The sequence below is a fragment of the Bradyrhizobium sp. STM 3557 genome (assembly GCF_045571465.1).
Lineage (GTDB): Bacteria > Pseudomonadota > Alphaproteobacteria > Rhizobiales > Xanthobacteraceae > Bradyrhizobium.
Window position 1 is genome coordinate 5,964,694 of sequence record NZ_CP120697.1, and the last position, 18,100, is coordinate 5,982,793.

Genomic DNA, 18,100 nt, shown 5'->3' on the forward strand with positions numbered 1-18,100 from the left:
ATATGGCGCGGCTGGCTGCTCGGCAGACAATCAGGGCGTCATCAGCGTGGCAACAGGAAGGATCGCCACGGATGCGGCGTGGCGCGGAGATCAAGATAAATATCGCGCAACGTGTCGTAAGGAAATGCGCTAGCGGCCGCGGAGACTTTAACCGCCTGTGCATAGGCTGCCAGCCATTCCTGGTCGAGCGGCTTTGTCTTCGGACCCATCCAGGTCAACAGAACCGTCTGCCCGTCCGTCCACTGGACTCCGAGATAGCGGCCGATATTGTCGGGTGCAAATAGTGCGGATCTGGGCAAAGCATCGGTGATGCCGAAAAGAGCCGCGATCTCACGGGAGAACAGGAAATAGTTCAGCCCTGCTTGGCGCAGCGCATCGCGCCCTTCTTCGGGCGTCCCGAACATCAACCGATCCCAGTCCCGGCCCATTGTGAAAGCCGGATAGGCTTCGACATCGCAATCAGGCAGCATGCAATAGCTATGCATGTGCATCGACCAGATCCGAACATGCGGACCGACCACCGAATGGGCACCGCGGGCGCCCGGATAGATCGCCCCCCATGGCAAACGCCCCATCCACCCCGCCTGAGACGAATAGGCTTGATCGATGCTGTCGGCGCCGCGCGCGAAACGCCAGGCACTACCGCCGACCATTGCAACGGCCTTGGATTGATAGGTCGCGAAAGCTGCCGGTATGCAGGCATACAGCACCAGCGCCGGAATAAACGGGCTCGAAGCCCATCTTGCGTTCCAGGAATGGTTCCAGCGAGGCGCCGCCCAGCACGCGACCCCAGCGGCAACCGAGATCGGAATCGTGAAACTGGAATAGCGGAAAAACGAGACCGGCTGCGCCCGGCCGACGGCGAGCACCAACACGAGGTAGGAGACGCCGGCAGCCACAAGCACCAGAATCTGATGATCGGCCTTGAACACGGCGCGGCGGCAGATAATCGCAACTGTGGCAACCAGGACACCACCACCGAGCAATGGGAACAGCAGGCCGAACCGCAGCGCCTCAAAGAGGAAGAGTAGGAGGTGCCGGTCCCATGGAATGCCGTTGGCCACCAGCTGCACCGTGTCGTGATGTAACAGGATGACCCAGGGCAAGGCGCCAAGATCGTACAGCTTCTCAACGTCGGCATATTTCCAGAACAGCAGCAGGCCTTGGTCGTTGGCCAACCCTGTGACGGCATAGTTCAGCACCAGAATGGCCGACAGTGTCAGGCCGGCGGCGGCCGCAAGCCCGGCACAGGCGAGGCTTGCCGCAAACCGCCGTCGCAACAGGAACCACAGCGTCAAGATGGAGAACAGCAGGCCCAGATAGACGGCGATCGTCACGTTGATGATGATGGCAGCGATTGTTGCGGAGCCCGCTGCCAACAACCAAGCGCGACCGCCTTGCTCCAATACCGACGCAACCAGCCAAATAACGCCGATCATGAGCGCTGCGTTCAGCTCGTGGTACTTCTCGAAATCGCCCCAGCCACCATGAAACTTATATTCCCCCGTGCCTGGCGTGTAGATGTAGAGGCCGAGCCACAGAATCACGCCGATACAGGGCCACCAGGTTTGTGGCGCGAGACGCGACAGCAATTGGAACAACGCGATCGCACCAGCCACGATAAAGCAGAACGTCACAAGTTGCGGCGCGAGCGGATCAGTCAGCAGCATGCCGAGAAAATAGAGGCCCGCCCCCTTCGAGTAGTAGAAGTGATACCAAGCGTCGTTTGGCCAGAGGCCGCCGCGCTCGATCACGCTCCGCAAGTACGGAAAATAGTGCATGAAGTAGTCATGGCCACCCGACGGATAGAGCCCTTTGACCAGCAGCAGAGCCACGACGACGATGACGCCCAATACCGCCAACACGATCGCTGTCATGCGATCCAAGGGATGATCCGACGTGCGCCAAAACCAAGGCTTGGAACAGGCCCCCTCCTCGGCGAAGCGCACCACGGCTTTGCGCAGGTCGCGGTAGGATAGGCCGACGAGCGGAACCGTGATCGCCACCGCGATGGACGGCCGATAGAGGTTGAGAAAGCCCAGACCGAGCATGGCAAAGTGCCAGACGCCTGTCCCAGCGAAAAAGGCGATCCCAAGACTGTCGAGCTCGTTCTGTCCGATTCGGTGAGGTGTGCCGCCTAATCTCAAGGCCAGCACGCCGACCGCATGAACCATCCAGAACAAATAAAAGATGAAAGCGACCCGGAAAATATTGTTGACCGCGACGATCCAACCGGATGCCGCAAAATGTGCATGATAAATGTCGGCCCACTTGAACCAGGCGACAAGAATAAGGTATGCGGCCAGGTAGAGCGCCATCCCGAGCGCTTTATGCGCGATCCTGAACGGTCTGCCCCGCGATTCGGCCCCCCTATCGCGCTCCAACCCCTCACCCGACACGCCTTGCTCCTGTCCCCAAGTGTCGCGCTATGGCGCCCTAGCTCTCGCTATGGTCGTCGGACGATCAAAAGTGCCAGCAACACCATGATTCCAGTGTGTTTTCAATCGAAGCTTTTGAAACCTGAGCCGCAACAATCGGGACGAACTTTCCAGTCCCTTGGCTGCGCTCACTAGGTTTTGTCCCGGTTGGGTGCTAAATGGCACGGGCTTGCTGAGGTAATCCGCAAGGCGAGCGTTCGGAGGCGCGGTGGGGACCGACGGCATGGTGCACCGGGATTGCAGAGCACGGCCGCTGGATTGCCGGTCAAAAGCGAGACTCCATGGTTGCATGTTGAGCGGCCCACCAGAAAGCGCTCGGACGCCGGTCTGCTTCCTGGTCTCCCGAGGCGCTGTTTTCAAGGTGGAACAATATCCACCTCGCCTTCACGCTGGAAAAATAGTCAACCTTTATCGTCCCATGGAATAGAATGAGATGAAAGCAGTCATTCTCGCTAGCGGTCTGGGAACGCGTCTTGCCGAGGAAACAACCATCCGGCCGAAGCCGATGGTCGAGGTCGGAGGCCGCCTGGAGTTGCCCACTGGACAGGGGCCGGCAATGAAGTGCGCATGACGCTACGGTTCGCCGCCCTCCCGAAGTCAGTTGAACGGTCAGCGGACCATTGCAATTTTCGGTCCTCTAGACTAGCTCGGCTTCATACGTAAGCTTGGCTTTGACCCGGCGTTCCGCATTCGCAGCCTTCAAGGCGGCGATATCGGTCATTGATTTCCCCACGAAACAAGCCGATCCGGAGTGCGGCTTGCCTCAATCACCACGTGTCGGCGGCGAGGTCGACGCCTGCGGTATTTCCAAGCATTGCCGCCGCCCCACCTGTGGCGATAGAATTGCCTCCAACCTGTCATTGATAAGGTTATTCCGGAAGTTGTTGGCGCGTGTCGGTCCGAAGGCCCGTTTTTGGGGAACCCTATTGGGAGATTGTCCGATGTTTGTCTGGGCCAAGCATCTCTACAAGCGCCGTCGATTTCTCGAGCGAGACCAGATCATTAGCCAGCTTCGAAAAAGCGGCCCGAGATCCGAAGTTGTGCCGGCAGTCGTGAATTTCTATCACCGCTACCGTGATCGATATGACCCGCATCCCATGGGTGGCTTCCGGATCGACCGCATCAGCGACATCTCCCGGCACCTTTCCGCATTGGAGGATCTGCTACAAACCTTCGCACGGAAGCGAGCCGACTCTCTAAGCATGCTTGAATTCATCACGTCTGCCGCACCCTCCGAACGAACGCCGCTTGTGCTGCTTGCCTTTTGGCTCCTCGAAGCGAACGAGACGCAAACCGCGCATGATCTGGCGCGGAAGGCGCTCACGATCGACTCCCGCTGCATGAACGCACATTGGATCGTGCGTGAGGCCCTTAGACAGAACCCCGACATCGCGAATGTTGATAAGGCCGACGTCGAGGTTTTCGCCCGTGACTTCACCGACCGCTTTTGTCCTGCTCCATTTTCTGAACTGATCACGAATCCGACCGGCGACGTTCACACCTGTTGTCCTCTATTGCTGCCTGTCACGATTGGCAATGTCTACCAACATGACTGGCAGGCCGCCTGGAACTCGCCGTCGTCGGCCGAGGTCCGCCGCTCGATTCACGACGGAGACTTCAAATATTGCAGCCGACTGCAATGTCACTTCATGCGCAGCAACACGCTGCCTCTGAAGTCTGAAGTGGTCGATCCGGCCATGCGGGATATCATCGACAACCGAAGAACGATAATCGATACGCCCCCCTCCGTCGCCAACCTTGGCCACGATGCCACTTGCAATCTGAGCTGTCCCCAGTGCCGAACAGAACTGATAGTTGCCAAGGGTCCGCTCGTCCAGCAACTCAAAAAGGCGAACGAGGAGTTCGTCAAGCCGATGCTAAAGAATCTTCCGCACGTCATCATCACCAACAGCGGGGACCCGTTTGCAAGCCGGCACTATCGTGACTTCATGAAGGAGATCAGCCAGACCAACACGCCCGGATTGAGGGAAATCACGCTTCTGACCAATGGCGTTTTGCTCACCCCGAAGGAATGGGCCAATTTCTCCAACCTGCATCACCTCAAGATCCACATCGTTGTCTCTATCGATGCGGCGCGCGCGGAGACTTATCTGTCGATTCGACGTCGCGGCGATTTTAAACGCCTAAGCGACAATTTGACGTTCATCTCCGGGCTACGACTCGACAATAGTGTCGCGACCTTTCAAATGCGCTTCGCGGTGCAGGCAGAGAATTTCGAACAGATGCCCGCCTTTGCGAATTGGGCACGCGAGCTAGATGTCGATACCGTCGTCTTTACGCAACTCGCGAATTGCGGCTCCTATTCGCCGGATGAATTTGCGACCCGCAGTGTGTGCGATGCGAGCCATCCCCGACATTCTGCTCTATTAACGGTTTTTCGCGATCCCGCGTTGGCCTGGGCACGGATCGATTTTGATAATTTAGAAGCCCTCTATCGAGAGGCCCAACACACTCATTGAATACCGTCCGTCAAGAGGGGGCCAATAAGGACTGGGGGCGGAGGCCGAAGTTGCGGATAGGGGGAACACTGCATGGGGCCGATCCGGCTATTTCTAGCGTTTGTCGTTGCCATCGATCATTTCCGGCAACTAGTCCTGATCCCTGAAAAGCTGGATATTCCGGAGTATTACAAGCTTGGGATGAACGCCGGCTTTGCGGTGATGCTCTTCTATGTGATCAGTGGATTTCTGATCAGCCTCGGGCTCGACAAGAAGTATGAGGCAAATTCAAGGGGTATAGCAGCGTTCTACAAAAGCCGTTTCATCCGGATTTTTTCGCTGTACTGGCCGATGGCAATCATCGCACTCGTCGCTCTTGAGCCCACTCGCAACCTCTTTGTCGCCAACCTCCTCGTCGACAAATTCACTAACCTTTTTCTCTTCGGGATCGATTGGCGATCAGCATACCTTCCTGCCGATACGCAGACGCACCCAACGCTCTTCGGTTTGCAGCAAGCCTGGACGCTCGGCGCCGAACTCACCTTCTATCTCGTGGCTCCGTTTTTGCTCAGATCAAACGCGTTGGCATTCGGTGGTTTGGTCGCGTCCGCCGCCGCTCGAGCTTACTGCGTGCACAAGGTCGGATTTGCTGAGGCATGGACTTACTATTTCGCCCCGTCCACGTTTCTGTTCTTCCTGACCGGTCACGCCGCCCGCTCGATTTCCTTATGGTTCCGACCGCTTCTTAGCCCCGTTGTCGGCGTCGCGCTGCTTTCGGTATGTGTCATAGCGCTACTGGTGCCTACCTATGTGGGTTGGGACAGCCCCCGCTTCTGGATCGTGGTCGCGTGCTTCAGCTTGTCTCTTCCGGGGATTTTCGAGGGGACCAGCCGATCTGTTGCCATGAACTCGCTTGGGAACCTCTCCTACCCTGTTTATCTGACGCACTTCATCCTGCTCATTCTCTTGATTGACCACGGCTTCATTCGGTGGCTTGTCAAGAAGATCGGGTCTGGTACGGAGATCGTGGTCATGTTTCTGGCGATCGTGATCGTAGCAGCTGTTGCAGCGCATCAATTGTTAGAAAAGCCGTTAGCCGGACTGATGAGAACAGTTCGATTTAGGTCAGCACGTAATGTTGGCGTTTGCCGCACAGGAGCCCGCGCCGGCGTCTGTGACGGTGGTCGCGCTGAAAGCATCTGCTCCACGTATCAACAACGAAACCAGCGTTGATCTAAGAGACGTGCTGCCGACTTCGGATCCTGTGATCTGACCGACGCGGGATGATTGACGAAGATCGGCCGTCGAAGACCTCCCTTCCACGCGCGTGATGGAAGTGCTCGCCGCATCGTCGATGTAGCGCGAATATGTTACACTCAGGATCCACAGGTCCGCTTGGACAAAATGATTCTCCGCCAGCGACAGACCAGCGACATCTGTTCCCTGAATAAAGCCGTGGGTCTTACGGAGCCAAGTATGACAGTCGTCCGTTAAGAAGCCGGTTTGACGGCCGGATAGAGGACGACTTGCCGCCAGAGGCGACCAAGATTGAGGTCAGCAAATTCCTCAGCCAAGCGAGGACGCAGCGGAGGTCCGAAGGGGTGAGGATGACGTTGATGGCGTCGCCCTCGCGGCTCTTGAGACGACAGCGGCCGAGGTGCCCGTCGCTCTTCATGTGGCCGATGATGGGCTCGATGGCTGAACGGCGCCTGAGCTCGCGTTTAACGGCGCCGAACATGCCGCGCTTCTGGCCGGAGATGAAGACGCGGCGCGGACTTTCGGTTGTGTGGCCGCGATAGCCCTTTCGACATAGGCGCGTTCGATGGCACAGCCCGTTAGCTTCTCGGTCGCATCGATGATGTCGCGGAGCGTGTGTCCGTCATACGGATTGCCCGGCAGCGCTCTGGCATGGAGCACGAACTGACCGCCCGGGGCGCGGCCATCGTTGGTGACGATAGAGACTTTGACGCCGAACTCGTAAGGCGCCGAGGCCTGGCCTTTGCCGATGCATTCGACCTCGGGCGCGTGGAATAGAGCTTCCAGCCGCGCTGGCGCTGCTGCCGTGACCCGATCTGCGCCGCGCGCGCGAGCGGCGCTTCGAATGCCGCTTCGAGCTCGAGGGCGGCCCTCGATCTTGCGGCGGATGTCGCGGGTGATCCGACCGAGACGGCTCTTCAACAGGCGCAATTGGCGGTGGTGGCGCTTGAACTGTTTGGCGTGGCCCTGCCATCATCGCGGCCTTCTTGGCGATACGCCGATACGACTGCCGCAGCCGCACGCCGTGTTTGCGAACCAGCCGGTTGAGCCCTTCGATGGCTGCATGCAGCAGCTTGGCATCGGTCGGGAAGGTGATGGCCTTTGGCTGCACCATGGTATCCACTGTGACGCGCTTGAGGTCACGCGTGCGCAAGGCACCCGTGTCGTGTGCCACCTTCAGGTTTTCCGCCAGCAGCAGCTCCAGTCTTTCACCGAAGCGCTTGCGCCAACGGCTCAGATCCGAGCGCTCGTGCGGGAACGCGTGCTGGAAAAACGCCTCGCCCGTGAAGTGCCGGAAATAGGGATCATGAACCCAGCGCTCGCACACGCCCTCGTCTGACATTCCGTGAATCTGCTTGAGCAGCAGCAATCCCACGACGAACCGGGTCTGTAGAGCGGCGCGATCTGCTCATAGATCCAGCCCCAGTCGATCTTGCCGGCGAGCTGAACCAGCTCGTGTTTCATCTGGATGATCTGGTCCAGCCTGGCCCGGAACAGATCGCCTTCCTCTGTCGCCTTCGGCTTCTTTCGGTCGCATCGGCCCCTCCGACGCAGCCACTGAATCGGAGCTGGCGATTCGACGGAATCTCAATCCACAAATTGCAGGCCCCCGACCCACAGCCCTTCCGAAGCCTGCGATCCCAAAACCGCAGTCACGTGAGAAACCGCCTTCGGTTCAGCTGCTTCCGCATTCTTCACGGGCGACGATGACAGTCGAGCGCTGTCGCGCTGACACGTCGGTCATCGTTGGCTTTCCCGATAGGGACTTGTTCTGCTTAGGAGGCCGCGGTGGCGCGGCATGGCCCTTAATCGATACCCACCGAAGTCGGCCGCGCATCAGGCGTCGAGAAATAGCCGAGCGTCACGACCAGGATCATCAGCGGATATATCCGCAACACCCGATTCAGATAAAACTTGAACGGCTCCATCTCGCGACCGTGAAACATCGTCATCATGATGAATCCGCTGATCACCATGAACAGCGCGACACCAATGTGGCCTTGGTCGACGAAAGTGAGATGAAATTGATCCGCAGGACGTCCTGTGTTCCGAGTCTCAAGAACGGTATGAAAGAGCAGAACCAAGCCTGCCGCCAGAAAGCGCAAATGATCGAGCGCCGGCATATAGTGAAGACTTCGACTTTGCACACGCTCTCCTACGGTGTTCTCGTCGGCGAGCCGGTTATCGCACTGCGCCGACTGCGTCCCAATTGTTCAAGACCGAGATTACGCAATCTTGCGCACCATGCTCCGGCTTTCGACGGACCAGGCATCCAGCCAAGCCTGCGCCATCAGCACATTCCAAAGCCAGTGCCCATGATTGCGCACGCCGATCATGTGCTCCCGAACCCTGCCCTCCACGATGGCGGCGTCGAACAGGCCCTGCGATTTCAGCCGTGCTGGCGACAGCAGATCCAGGGTCCAGCCCTTCAGCGGCCCACGCAGCCAAGCGTCCAACGGAATGCCGAAACCCGTCTTCGGACGGTCGACTAATTGCTGAGGCACGTGACGGTGCAGCACTTGCCGGACGAGCCACTTGCCGCGCCGGTCGCGGATCTTCATCGCTGGCGGAACCTTCGCGGCAAACTGCACCACATCCCTGTCGAGAAAAGGGACACGCGTCTCCAAGGCCACAGCCATCGCAGCGCGGTCGACTTTCTGCAGGACGTCGTCCGTCAGATAGCTCAGGGAATCCGCGAGCGTCATCCGGTCCAGCGGGTCCAGCGGACCGCTGATCCCGGCCATCTGGCGGCTTGCCCAACTCTTCTGCTCCTCCCCGGCCACAACGGTCGTGGACGGATCATCATCGATCGAGCACAGACGCAGATAGAGCTCCTCCGTCGATCGCGCGCCGATGACCCGCGAAAGCTTGGCCATCTGGTCGCCCGCACGTCGCACATTGAGGCGTTCGGGCAGTAGCGGCTGTGCCAAGGACGCGATCGCGTCCGCTCGCGCCGGCGAGAGCGTGCCGAGGACCAGGCTCATGGCCGCTCTGAGCCCGGCGGGCACAGCGGCAATGTGACCGCCCCAGACGTGGCGGTTGTAACCGCCGAACAACTCGTCGCCTCCATCGCCGGACAGCGCCACCGTAACCTGTCGGCGTGCCAGCTGCGACACCAGATGCGTGGGGATCTGCGAAGAGTCGGCGAACGGCTCGTCATACATCCCCGGCAACAGCGGGATGACGTCTCTTGCGGTCTCGGGCTCGATATAGAGTTCGGTATGGTCAGTACCGAGATGAGCTGCGACCTGGGCGGCGTCCGCGGCCTCGTCGAACGCGCCTTCGCGAAAGCCGATCGAGAAGGTCCGCACCGGCCGCGACGCCTGGACTTGCATCAACGCAACCACGGTCGATGAATCGATTCCGCCCGACAGGAATGCGCCAAGCGGCACATCGGACAGACACTGTCGTTTGATCGCGGCCAACAACAGGCGCTGCAACTCGTCGATTGCCTCGGCCTCACTGGTTATGCGCGCCGTTTGCGCAGCGATCACATCATCACGCAATGACCAATATGCGGCCGGTTCCGGCAGCGAGCCGATTGCAGCAGTCGAAGGGAATGTCACGATGCAGCCCGGCGGGACCTTCCGCACCCCGCTCCAGATTGAGGCCGGTGCCGGCACATATGCGAAGCGCATGAATGAGGTGAGCGCCGCGCGATCCAATGACCGCGTCCAGGCCGGATGTGTCGCGAACGCCTTCAGTTCGGACGCGAACAGCAGATCAGCTCCGCTCCAACCGTAATACAGCGGCTTTTCGCCGAAGCGGTCACGGCACAGCGTCAATGTCCGCTCGCGCTCGTCCCAGAGCGCGATGGCGAACATGCCGGACGCGCGCTGCAGCGCGCCGATCACCCCCCAGTGCCTTATGGCCGCGAGCAACGTCTCGGTATCGGAATGTCCACGCCAGCGCGGCGCTGCGCCCGCGGTCTCGAGCTCGGCGCGCAGCTCGAGATGATTGTAGATCTCGCCGTTGAAGGTGACCACGAAACGACCGCAGTCGCTGCGCATCGGCTGCGCACCGGCATCGGACAAGTCCAGAATGGACAGACGGCGGTGACCGAACGCGATACCGGGCGCGGCCTGCGTCCAGATGCCGCTCGCATCAGGTCCACGATGCGCGAGCGAGTCCGTCATGTCCCGGACGATGCCGCCCAAGATGCGGTCATCGCCTCCGCCCGGTCGAAGCAGACCGGCTATGCCGCACATGGCGTATCCGAACGAAAATCCATCACGCGTCACATCCCATCACGTCTGGCGGCGCTTCGGCGGCCCTGCCTCAGGCTTCATCGCCGAGAGATGTAGCGCCTTTTGCGGCGCCTGCCTACGCCGGGATACCTCGGCCGGCGACCGCCTAAGCTACCGCACTGACGGGTTGATCGAGCAGATACGCGTATTTCTTCAGAAACCGCGCGCCCATCCTGCTACCGACATAGGAGCCGTTGGCCGTGGCGATCTCGTTGAAGTGCTGCAGCCGGGCGCTATCCGCGGCGTCGAGCGCACCGGCGAGGCCAAAGACCTCGTTGTGCAACTCCTCGGTCAATTCCCGCAGATCTTCTGCGCTATTGTCCTCGATCACGTAGTCGGAATTCACGAAGTCGCGTGCGAACTGGCTCCAGCCCGTGAAAGAAGCGTACATCTCCTCGAAACGGAGGTACCGGTTCTCACTGACCTTGCGGACGAGCTTGGGAATGTAGAGATCGTCGAGATACCAGTTCGGGATGGCGATTGGACTCCAATTCGTCAGGCCGCACCGCTTTCCGAACACCGGCGGGATGACGCTGAAGCCGGAATTGGTCCCGATGAAATACGAGCAATCCGCACAAAGATAGATATCGAGCGCGGGATGTTTGTGGGGACCGGTTGCATAGTCGATCACCCGCTCGCGTGGCTCCATGATGGTCATCGAAGCATCACCGCCGCGAACGACCCAGCCGCCCTTGCTCAGGACGAAATCGATCACCTGATCGTACGACTTGATATCGGCGTTGCGCGTTCCGGCGTGATAAGCGTGCCAGCCCGAATGGAAACCGGGCTCGCGCACATGCAAGAGCACGAACCAAGCGTCCTCGGGTAGGCCGTAGAGCTGGCTCATGGTCCGCCGGAACTTGCTGCGCTCATCGTTCGAAAGTGCGAACAGCGCGCCGCTCCCCTCCTTCTTCCAAGCAGCTTCAACTGCCGCACCCAAGGGGCCGAACCATCGGATCCGACGGTCCGCATCGGGCCCGTACCAGAATGGGCGGGTCACTGCGACACGCGTTCGCTCGCGAATCGTCGCGCTCGCCTCCGGCTTGTCCTTGAACAGGATCGACTCGACTTCCTCATCGACCTTCCGGTCGGTCGGAACGATCTCGATATGTTTTGAAAAGAAGTTGAACAGCGGCCACCCTGCGGGCGGGTTGGTCGCGTCGTAGACCAGCAGCGATTTTTTGGCCGGATACCAGCCGAGCTGGCAGGCCTTGATGTAAGTGTCGAGGAACGCCACGTGACCGATGGCTGCAAGCCAAGTCCGATCCACTACCGCGTATGGATGATTGTCCACCTTCAGGTATTGGCGGTCCAGTTGCCGTTGGAAATCGGCGAACGAGAAGCTGATCTCCGCCTCCGGATACATGCCCGTCAGGAACTCGGTGACGCCGATCTGATCGAGCAACACCGGGTTGTTCGGCTTGTGGCCGAAGGCCCTGCGGAATGCCTCAAGTGCCAGCCGGTTGCGGCCGATCCCAAGTGCCTTCGATCCCACCGCTTCCATCGCCTCGTAACTGAGGCATTGTGGCGGAATCTGTTCAAACGCAGCCTCGATACGATCCGGATCGCGCTCGAGCGCGTTGAGCAGAACAGCCTTTTCGAGATGAGGAACCGAATAGCTCGGCGCCGCCGTGAGCAACCGCAGGAGATTGAAATAGAACTCGGTGTCGTGAGGGCCGCCATTGACATACCGGAGCAAACTCGATCCCGAAGCGAAGCGGGTTTCCGGACTCTTCTCGCAGGCCACTAGATAGAATTCTAGCGCGGACTCATATCGGCCCCAAAAAAGATACTGATCGCCGACATGGACCAGATGGTTGGGCGCATAGGCTTTCAGGGAGCTGCCGTATTTCCAGCGCGCGAGTGGCGGCAAGAGGACGGCGGTGACCGCATTTCCTGCAGTCTGTAGTCCGTGCTTGAGGAGCGCCAAGAGTAGCCGCACGCCTTCTGTCCTTCCGTCGCTTCTGCGGTATTAAGGAGCTATTTCTGCCTGCCATAAGGATTTATCGAGGCCACTCCATAGCCGTGCAGAGCGCCTTCGAGACGATCTTCCCAGGAAGGATAGGGAAAGGCCGTGCGCAGCAGGGTGCCCTGCCGCATCGTCGCTAACGTCTGGTCCGTAGAACGGATCGGAACGGGCCGCGCCAACGGTGCAAAGCGGCCGGATTTGGTCTCGTCATCGTCGATCAACCCATCGACAAGGTCGCCTATGCCAGCGAAGTTGAAGAAGTTGAGCTGGATGTGCGACGCCCCGATCCCCACGATGGGCTTGGGGCTGACCAGCAGCTGGTTCCTGAGACGGTGCGAGAAGTCATCCCAGCGGGACTGGAACTCCGCCACCGCATCGAGGCCAGCTTCGTCGTCGGGCAGGTTCGCAGCCTGAGCGGCGGGGTTTGCGGCCAACGCCGACCAACACAGCAGATTGCGGGTATCGCGGAACCGCATGCGCCGCAGTTCGACCGGCCGGAGCCCGCAGTTCTCCAACAGCCGCCGCAATGATCGTGCCCGGAAATACGTGATGTGCTCGTCCCAGATCTCATGGGCGAACAGATTGGTCACGACCCAGTCCGCGTCCGGCACTTCGATCAGGCTGACGCCGTCGTCCGCCAGAACGTCGGCGATCGCGCGAGTGAACTCGAAGATATCGGGCACATGCTCGAGCGTATGACGGCAGATGACAGCGCGGACCGGCCCGCGCGTCGCGCGGATCTCGGCGGCGAGCTTGCGGTCGAAATAGGTATCGAGGATGTCGAGCCCCGACTGACGCGAATAATCCGCCAGCCCCTTGGAGGGCTCGACGCCGAACAGGTTGTGATAGCCGCGGTCGCGCAACTGCCGCAGGAACGTGCCCTCGTTCGCGCCGACCTCCAGGATGAGGTCCGTGCACTTCACGCCGAGCCGCGGCAGCGCCGCAAAGATGGCTTCCGCGTAGCCGGGAAGCTGCTTGGCTGTGCCGCGGACGATCCGGTCATAGTTGAGACGGATGGTCCGGTCCGGGACCTGACGGATCAGTCCGCAGCTCTTGCAGTATTCGAGCTCGATCGTGGTGGGCTGTGGCGGAACGACAGGCTCGGCGGGATAGACGCCAGATATTGACGCTTCATGAGCACAGAAAAAACTGCCGAACGAAGCGCCGGCACACGCGCCACACCGCGTCATGATGAGCCTCGCGTCTCGTCAGGAGGCCGACTTGAACATGATTGTGATTTCGAAGCTCACGCGGCACTGCTCGGCACGATTCAACGATCCGACGTGAAGCGTATCGTAGTTGAACATTACAGGCTCGCCCAGTGCACCGCAATAGCGCTGCAAACCGATGTTCTCGATGTCGAAATCAGGCACAAAGGCCAGCTTCCCGTTAACGGTCTCGGTGCGATACGGCGCAGAAATGTTCTGCGACCCCGGCGCCAACAGCAGCCCAGCCAAACCGGGCTCACCACCAACGGCCACCCATACCTTGCCGCGCGCGATCCCGGGCGGCACGTTGAAGCCATAATAGTCCCAAAACCAGGAATCGCGATGCAGCGAGCCAACGTCCTCGCGACGGTGCGGCCGAACGATGCGGAAGCAGATCTGCTCGTGACCGACGCCCTCCTCATCGGAGAGATAGAACGGTCCCATCGCCTTTTCGACGTAGTCGAAAAACGACATCTGCTTGATCGCGTCGACGATCGATTTGGGAAGAATCCGGCCCTTCTTCGACAGCAGCCTGCCGTGATCGACTTCTTTCGAAATGAGATGGTAGTTCTCAAGCTCCGCATTGGCGATCGCGTCCGCCGCAGTCGAGGAAAATCCGTACGCGGTCTCGACCAGATGCTGCTTGATCAGCGCGCGGATCGTGCCCAATTCCTCGGAGGTGAAGGCCGGCCCCTGCAGAAGACCGTCCGCACCGCAAAAAGCCTTCTCGCTCCTTGGCGCGCCGAAAAAGAAATCTTCCGGCAGCAGCGGACCTTGCGGTCGTAATACCGGCGGTTCGATCAGCACCGCATCACGGCGCTCAGCAACGGCTTGCGATGATATCCCCATACCTCTCCCCTACCATGCCACGGTCGGATAGACAACCCAGCCGCGCCTTCTTGCCAAAGTTCGCCTCACCGCGAGGCAAATATGTCACGCTTGGGCGTTATGTGTCTGATGATGCACATATCTCGGCAGTACTGCCGCGCACGACCGCCTCACCATCGCCTATCCACGTTCCATCGCCTCGCCGCTTCAATTCGAGCAACAGAATGCCCGACTGGTCAGCCAAGTCCCTTCGCTTTCGATCCGACAGGTTTGCGACCAAAACTTGGCTCAGGCGGATCACGCTGGCGAGTATCATTCCGGAAGCCTGCAGCGGCCTGGACGGATTCAATTCAACAGCGAGCCGCCGGTTCGAAGCTAATCCCGCAGCTTCCACTCGCGTCAGAAGTGAACTTGCGGACACGATTTGAAATCTTTGCTCGATGATTGCCAACGCGGCGATCCGTTCGCGTATGCTGATTTCAAACGGATTGAGATACTGTTCATTGACGACGATCAGATGCGCCGTTTCATTCGGCGCCGCCGCTTCCCAGAGCCGCCGCACCGTGCGCTCGGCTGTTTTCCAGTTGCTGAATTCCGCCATCGCGATCGGGCTGCCCCGAGTCGATTTCTGCGCGCCCAGCTGATCGAGCAAGGCAACCTGTCCAATCGGCTGCAACGGTCCGAGCCGCTCGATCAGCCGCTCCGGGCGGTAATAAGGATGCCAAAGATGGCGGCGACCAGGCGCGCCCATGACGAAACGCTTGGCCTTGTCGCGGATCCGAGCCGTTAGCACGACCTTCGGCGTCGATTGCGCCGCCTGCGGTGCGATCTCCGGAGGCACATCATCATTGCCCTGGTCACGACGGTTGCGGAGGTAAGAGGCGACGCCGGCCTGCCAATAAGGATGGTTTTGCACAGGATGAAGGGCGCCGAAATTACGCCGAAGCTCGTCCACGAACCGATCGGATGCCCGTACGGCTTGCGCGATCGCGGCTTCCGAACCATCCTTCGCCCTGAAGATGATCGGCGTCGCCCCCTGGGCTGCGCTGAACTCGGTCATCCAGGATGACATCCGCTCGGCACAGTCCGCGACGACCGCCTCGCCGGCCTTCACGAAATCGATCTCCTGCCCGGTCGGCGCCAGCTCCACGATGAAGAGCTCGTCCGTGTTGTCGATGATGCTGATCGATGGCTGCTCGACCATCGTCGTGATCCACCCGAAATCGCAATAGGTGTCGGCCGGCCCCGGCGGCCGCGTGGCAACGACCGCCAATGGGAACAGCAGGAAGGCTCGCAGCACAAGCGAGGCATCGTCGGGCTTCCAGAAAAACTGGTTCGGATGCGCCGAGTGCAGCAGCGGCTGATCAACCCGACATGCCAGAACGGTCGGATGTAGCGCGCCGAGTGCAATGCTGACGGCTTGCCGGCCTGGCAGCATCATCACGCCGTCCTCGCGCCGCATGCGCAGGAAGGCTTCGGCGACGAGCTCCTCGCGAACCCGGACGCTGGAGCACAGCAAGAGTTCCTGACCCGCATCAAAGCGATCGGCAATCGAGGCCAGCGAACCATCGCTGAGCAGGAAGTCTCCATTCAAGAAGATCAGCCGCTTGCCGAGCTGGTCCGACAGCGCGTGGTTCACCCCGCGGGTGAAGGCGAGAGTCAGCGTCACTGTGGAAATGCCGCCCGGGATCAGATCATCGATCGCCACCAGCTTCAGCGTGCAATGCGTACGCAGCATGGCGGTGAGCGGGCAGCTCTCGATCGCGGCGAAATCCGCGCGCGACGCCAGCAGGATCAGTTCGACGGGTGCGCGCGTCGCAAGCTCGGGAATGTTGCGCGGTGAGAGCCAGCTCGGCAGCGCCCATTCGAGAAACCGGGCTACATGCACCGCGCCCCAAACCGGGACGATGATTGTATGAGAAATCTGCGTCATCGTATGATCTGAACTAGCCGCCACGAACACGGCGAAACAGCATGGTCAAAAGCAGGTCGCGCACCAGCAGTGGGCGTTCGCGCAGGAACAGCCATCCGAGCGCGACCACGCTCCCGATCCGCCGACCGAGGCCATTCGCGAGCCAATAGACAATCCGGTCGACCCGATTGCGCGCGCAAAAGCCGGTCAGAACCGCGGTGCCCTCCGACCCGGCCTCGCTCACCGCGACCCGCCCGACCGCGAAACGCCAGCGGCGCTCGAGCAATTCCGGATACCAGGACGGAAACAGCGGATCTGCCGCGATCAGTTCGCGCATGCTGTCGATCGTGCGGCGCGCGGTCTCGACCTCCGACGTTGCCGAACGAGAATAACCCTGCGGATTGACGCGCCAGGTGACGAAGACCGCGGGCACATAGACGAAGCCAGTTTTGAGCGCGAGATGCCGCGCCAGCAAGCCGTCGGTGAATGAACGCGCGGCCGGAGCAAAACCGCCGGCCTCGAGCACAAGCGCGCGGCGGAACAATGCCGCGCCGGTCAGGATCCAGTTGTCACAGCGCTTCAGGAGTTCGACCACCTGGGAAGCGGAAAAGAACCGCTCGGTCTGCGACGGCCGCACCGGCGGACGAATCCCCAACCCGCGATCATCCATGTCGACCAGCCTGGCCTCGCCGGACGCAAAAGCCGCGTCCGGATGGCGCTCAAGAGCACCGGCAAGACGCTCGATCAGACCGGGCTCGGTGATGTCGTCGGCCGCGCCGAAATAGACCAAGCCGTAGCGCGCTTCGTCCAGCCCGCGGTTGAGCGCGGCAATAACACCGGCATTCGTCTGGTGGCGAACGACGCGCAGGATAGCGACTTCGCGACCAAGCTGTTCGAGAACCTCGAGACTGTTGTCGGTCGAGGCATCATCAACGACAATGATCTCGGCCGGCGGCGGCCGTTGGGACGCGAGAGCATGGACAGCCGCGGGCAGATATCTCGCGTGGTTGTAGTTGGGAATCACGGCGGAGACGTCGAGACCCCAAGCGTCGCCGGCGCATGACCGCTGCTGCTGACGGGTTTCGACGCTCATGGCTACTTCTTGTGCGCGCCGAGCGCAAACAAGTAGTGGGCCATCTTGTGATAGCCGGTATGAACGACCTCGTCATTCATGGAGAACATGAAGACACTGTGGAAGTACTCCTCCATCAGCTTCTTGAAATCCGGCATGGTCTTACAATTGACGTGGCCGGCCTTGCTCTGCGGCGAGGCGTAGTCCTGGGATTCCAGTGAAGGCATGCCGAAAATCGCGACGCCGTTCGGCTCCAGCGAGCCGAGCGCATTCGTCAGGAATTGGCGCTCCACCGCCGGCTCGATGTGCTCGAGCACGTCGAGCGCATAGACCGCGTCGAACGATCCCGGAATCGGACCCGACAACAGGTCGTGGATGATCAGGTCCATCGGCCAATGCTTGTCCAGCCGCTCCTTGGCGTCCTGGATGAACAAGGGATCGAAATCAGTCGCGGTGATATGACCGACCGTCTGCTGCACCAGACGGGTGCCGAATGCATCGGCGCAGCCGATCTCCAGCACGCGCTTGCGTCCCTCGAACATCTTCGAGACGAACTTGTAGCGTGCGAGCGTGAATAGCGTGCGGCGCGGGTCCTTGTTCCAGGACTCGTTGGCCATGATGCCGAAGCGGCTGATGCCATGCTCCTGCTTCACCCGATACAGCAACTCATATTGCGGTTCTTTGGTCTGAGCCTGATCAGTCACGACTGC

The 18,100-nt window shown here is 60.3% G+C and carries 11 protein-coding genes and 2 pseudogenes; 3 read left to right on the top strand and 10 right to left on the bottom strand.

The genetic code is table 11. From position 1 onward, the window contains the following. Window positions 1–41: 41 nt before the first annotated feature. Window positions 42–2,318 (bottom strand): hypothetical protein, encoded by a 2,277-nt coding sequence (locus P6U24_RS27605; protein WP_407155599.1) that lies wholly within the window; start codon window positions 2,316–2,318, stop codon window positions 42–44. Window positions 2,319–2,871: 553 nt separating this feature from the next. Between P6U24_RS27605 and P6U24_RS27610 the strand changes: the two are divergent. The 3 genes and pseudogenes from P6U24_RS27610 to P6U24_RS27620 form a co-directional block, all read left to right on the top strand. After that, a pseudogene (locus P6U24_RS27610) lies at window positions 2,872–2,964 on the top strand (glucose-1-phosphate cytidylyltransferase); the annotation flags it as partial. 145 nt (window positions 2,965–3,109) lie between these two features. Beyond that, window positions 3,110–4,918 carry an SPASM domain-containing protein gene (locus tag P6U24_RS27615; RefSeq protein WP_407155600.1) on the top strand — a complete coding sequence of 603 codons (1,809 nt, stop codon included), beginning with the start codon at window positions 3,110–3,112 and terminating at the stop codon, window positions 4,916–4,918. A gap of 72 nt (window positions 4,919–4,990) precedes the next feature. Continuing rightward, the gene (locus P6U24_RS27620) at window positions 4,991–6,130 is read left to right on the top strand and encodes an acyltransferase family protein (RefSeq protein ID WP_407155601.1); all 1,140 of its coding nucleotides are present in this window, start codon (window positions 4,991–4,993) and stop codon (window positions 6,128–6,130) included. Between the two features lie 229 nt (window positions 6,131–6,359). On the opposite strand, the pseudogene P6U24_RS27625 reads toward P6U24_RS27620, so the two are convergent. The 9 genes and pseudogenes from P6U24_RS27625 to P6U24_RS27665 form a co-directional block, all read right to left on the bottom strand. After that, a pseudogene (locus P6U24_RS27625) lies at window positions 6,360–7,708 on the bottom strand (IS5 family transposase). Window positions 7,709–7,959: 251 nt separating this feature from the next. Further along, on the bottom strand, window positions 7,960–8,277 hold the full coding sequence (locus tag P6U24_RS27630; RefSeq protein ID WP_407155602.1) for an acyltransferase family protein: 318 nt from the start codon (window positions 8,275–8,277) through the stop codon (window positions 7,960–7,962). A gap of 102 nt (window positions 8,278–8,379) precedes the next feature. After that, window positions 8,380–10,362: an asparagine synthase (glutamine-hydrolyzing) gene (gene asnB / locus P6U24_RS27635; RefSeq protein WP_407155603.1), complete on the bottom strand. Its 1,983-nt coding sequence runs from the start codon at window positions 10,360–10,362 to the stop codon at window positions 8,380–8,382. Between the two features lie 145 nt (window positions 10,363–10,507). Further along, on the bottom strand, window positions 10,508–12,343 hold the full coding sequence (locus tag P6U24_RS27640; RefSeq protein WP_407155604.1) for a TIGR04372 family glycosyltransferase: 1,836 nt from the start codon (window positions 12,341–12,343) through the stop codon (window positions 10,508–10,510). Between the two features lie 38 nt (window positions 12,344–12,381). Next, entirely contained in the window at window positions 12,382–13,560 is a 1,179-nt protein-coding gene (locus tag P6U24_RS27645) for a class I SAM-dependent methyltransferase (protein ID WP_407155605.1), read from the bottom strand. Window positions 13,561–13,578: 18 nt separating this feature from the next. Further along, window positions 13,579–14,427 (bottom strand): hypothetical protein, encoded by an 849-nt coding sequence (locus tag P6U24_RS27650; protein ID WP_407155606.1) that lies wholly within the window; start codon window positions 14,425–14,427, stop codon window positions 13,579–13,581. 97 nt (window positions 14,428–14,524) lie between these two features. Then, on the bottom strand, window positions 14,525–16,114 hold the full coding sequence (locus P6U24_RS27655; protein ID WP_407155607.1) for a hypothetical protein: 1,590 nt from the start codon (window positions 16,112–16,114) through the stop codon (window positions 14,525–14,527). A gap of 238 nt (window positions 16,115–16,352) precedes the next feature. Further along, the gene (locus P6U24_RS27660; RefSeq protein ID WP_407155608.1) at window positions 16,353–17,411 is read right to left on the bottom strand and encodes a glycosyltransferase family 2 protein; all 1,059 of its coding nucleotides are present in this window, start codon (window positions 17,409–17,411) and stop codon (window positions 16,353–16,355) included. 2 nt (window positions 17,412–17,413) lie between these two features. After that, complete coding sequence (locus tag P6U24_RS27665; protein WP_407155609.1) at window positions 17,414–18,094, bottom strand: class I SAM-dependent methyltransferase; 681 nt, start codon at window positions 18,092–18,094, stop codon at window positions 17,414–17,416. Window positions 18,095–18,100 lie beyond the last annotated feature (6 nt).

Coding starts and splice junctions, on each gene's coding strand:
- P6U24_RS27660 (WP_407155608.1), bottom strand. CDS start 17,411: ATGAGCGTCGAAACCCGTCAGCAGCAGCGGTCATGCGCCGGCGACGCT.
- P6U24_RS27630 (WP_407155602.1), bottom strand. CDS start 8,277: ATGCCGGCGCTCGATCATTTGCGCTTTCTGGCGGCAGGCTTGGTTCTG.
- P6U24_RS27645 (WP_407155605.1), bottom strand. CDS start 13,560: ATGACGCGGTGTGGCGCGTGTGCCGGCGCTTCGTTCGGCAGTTTTTTC.
- asnB (WP_407155603.1), bottom strand. CDS start 10,362: ATGTGCGGCATAGCCGGTCTGCTTCGACCGGGCGGAGGCGATGACCGC.
- P6U24_RS27620 (WP_407155601.1), top strand. CDS start 4,991: ATGGGGCCGATCCGGCTATTTCTAGCGTTTGTCGTTGCCATCGATCAT.
- P6U24_RS27605 (WP_407155599.1), bottom strand. CDS start 2,318: ATGGCGCTCTACCTGGCCGCATACCTTATTCTTGTCGCCTGGTTCAAG.
- P6U24_RS27650 (WP_407155606.1), bottom strand. CDS start 14,427: ATGGGGATATCATCGCAAGCCGTTGCTGAGCGCCGTGATGCGGTGCTG.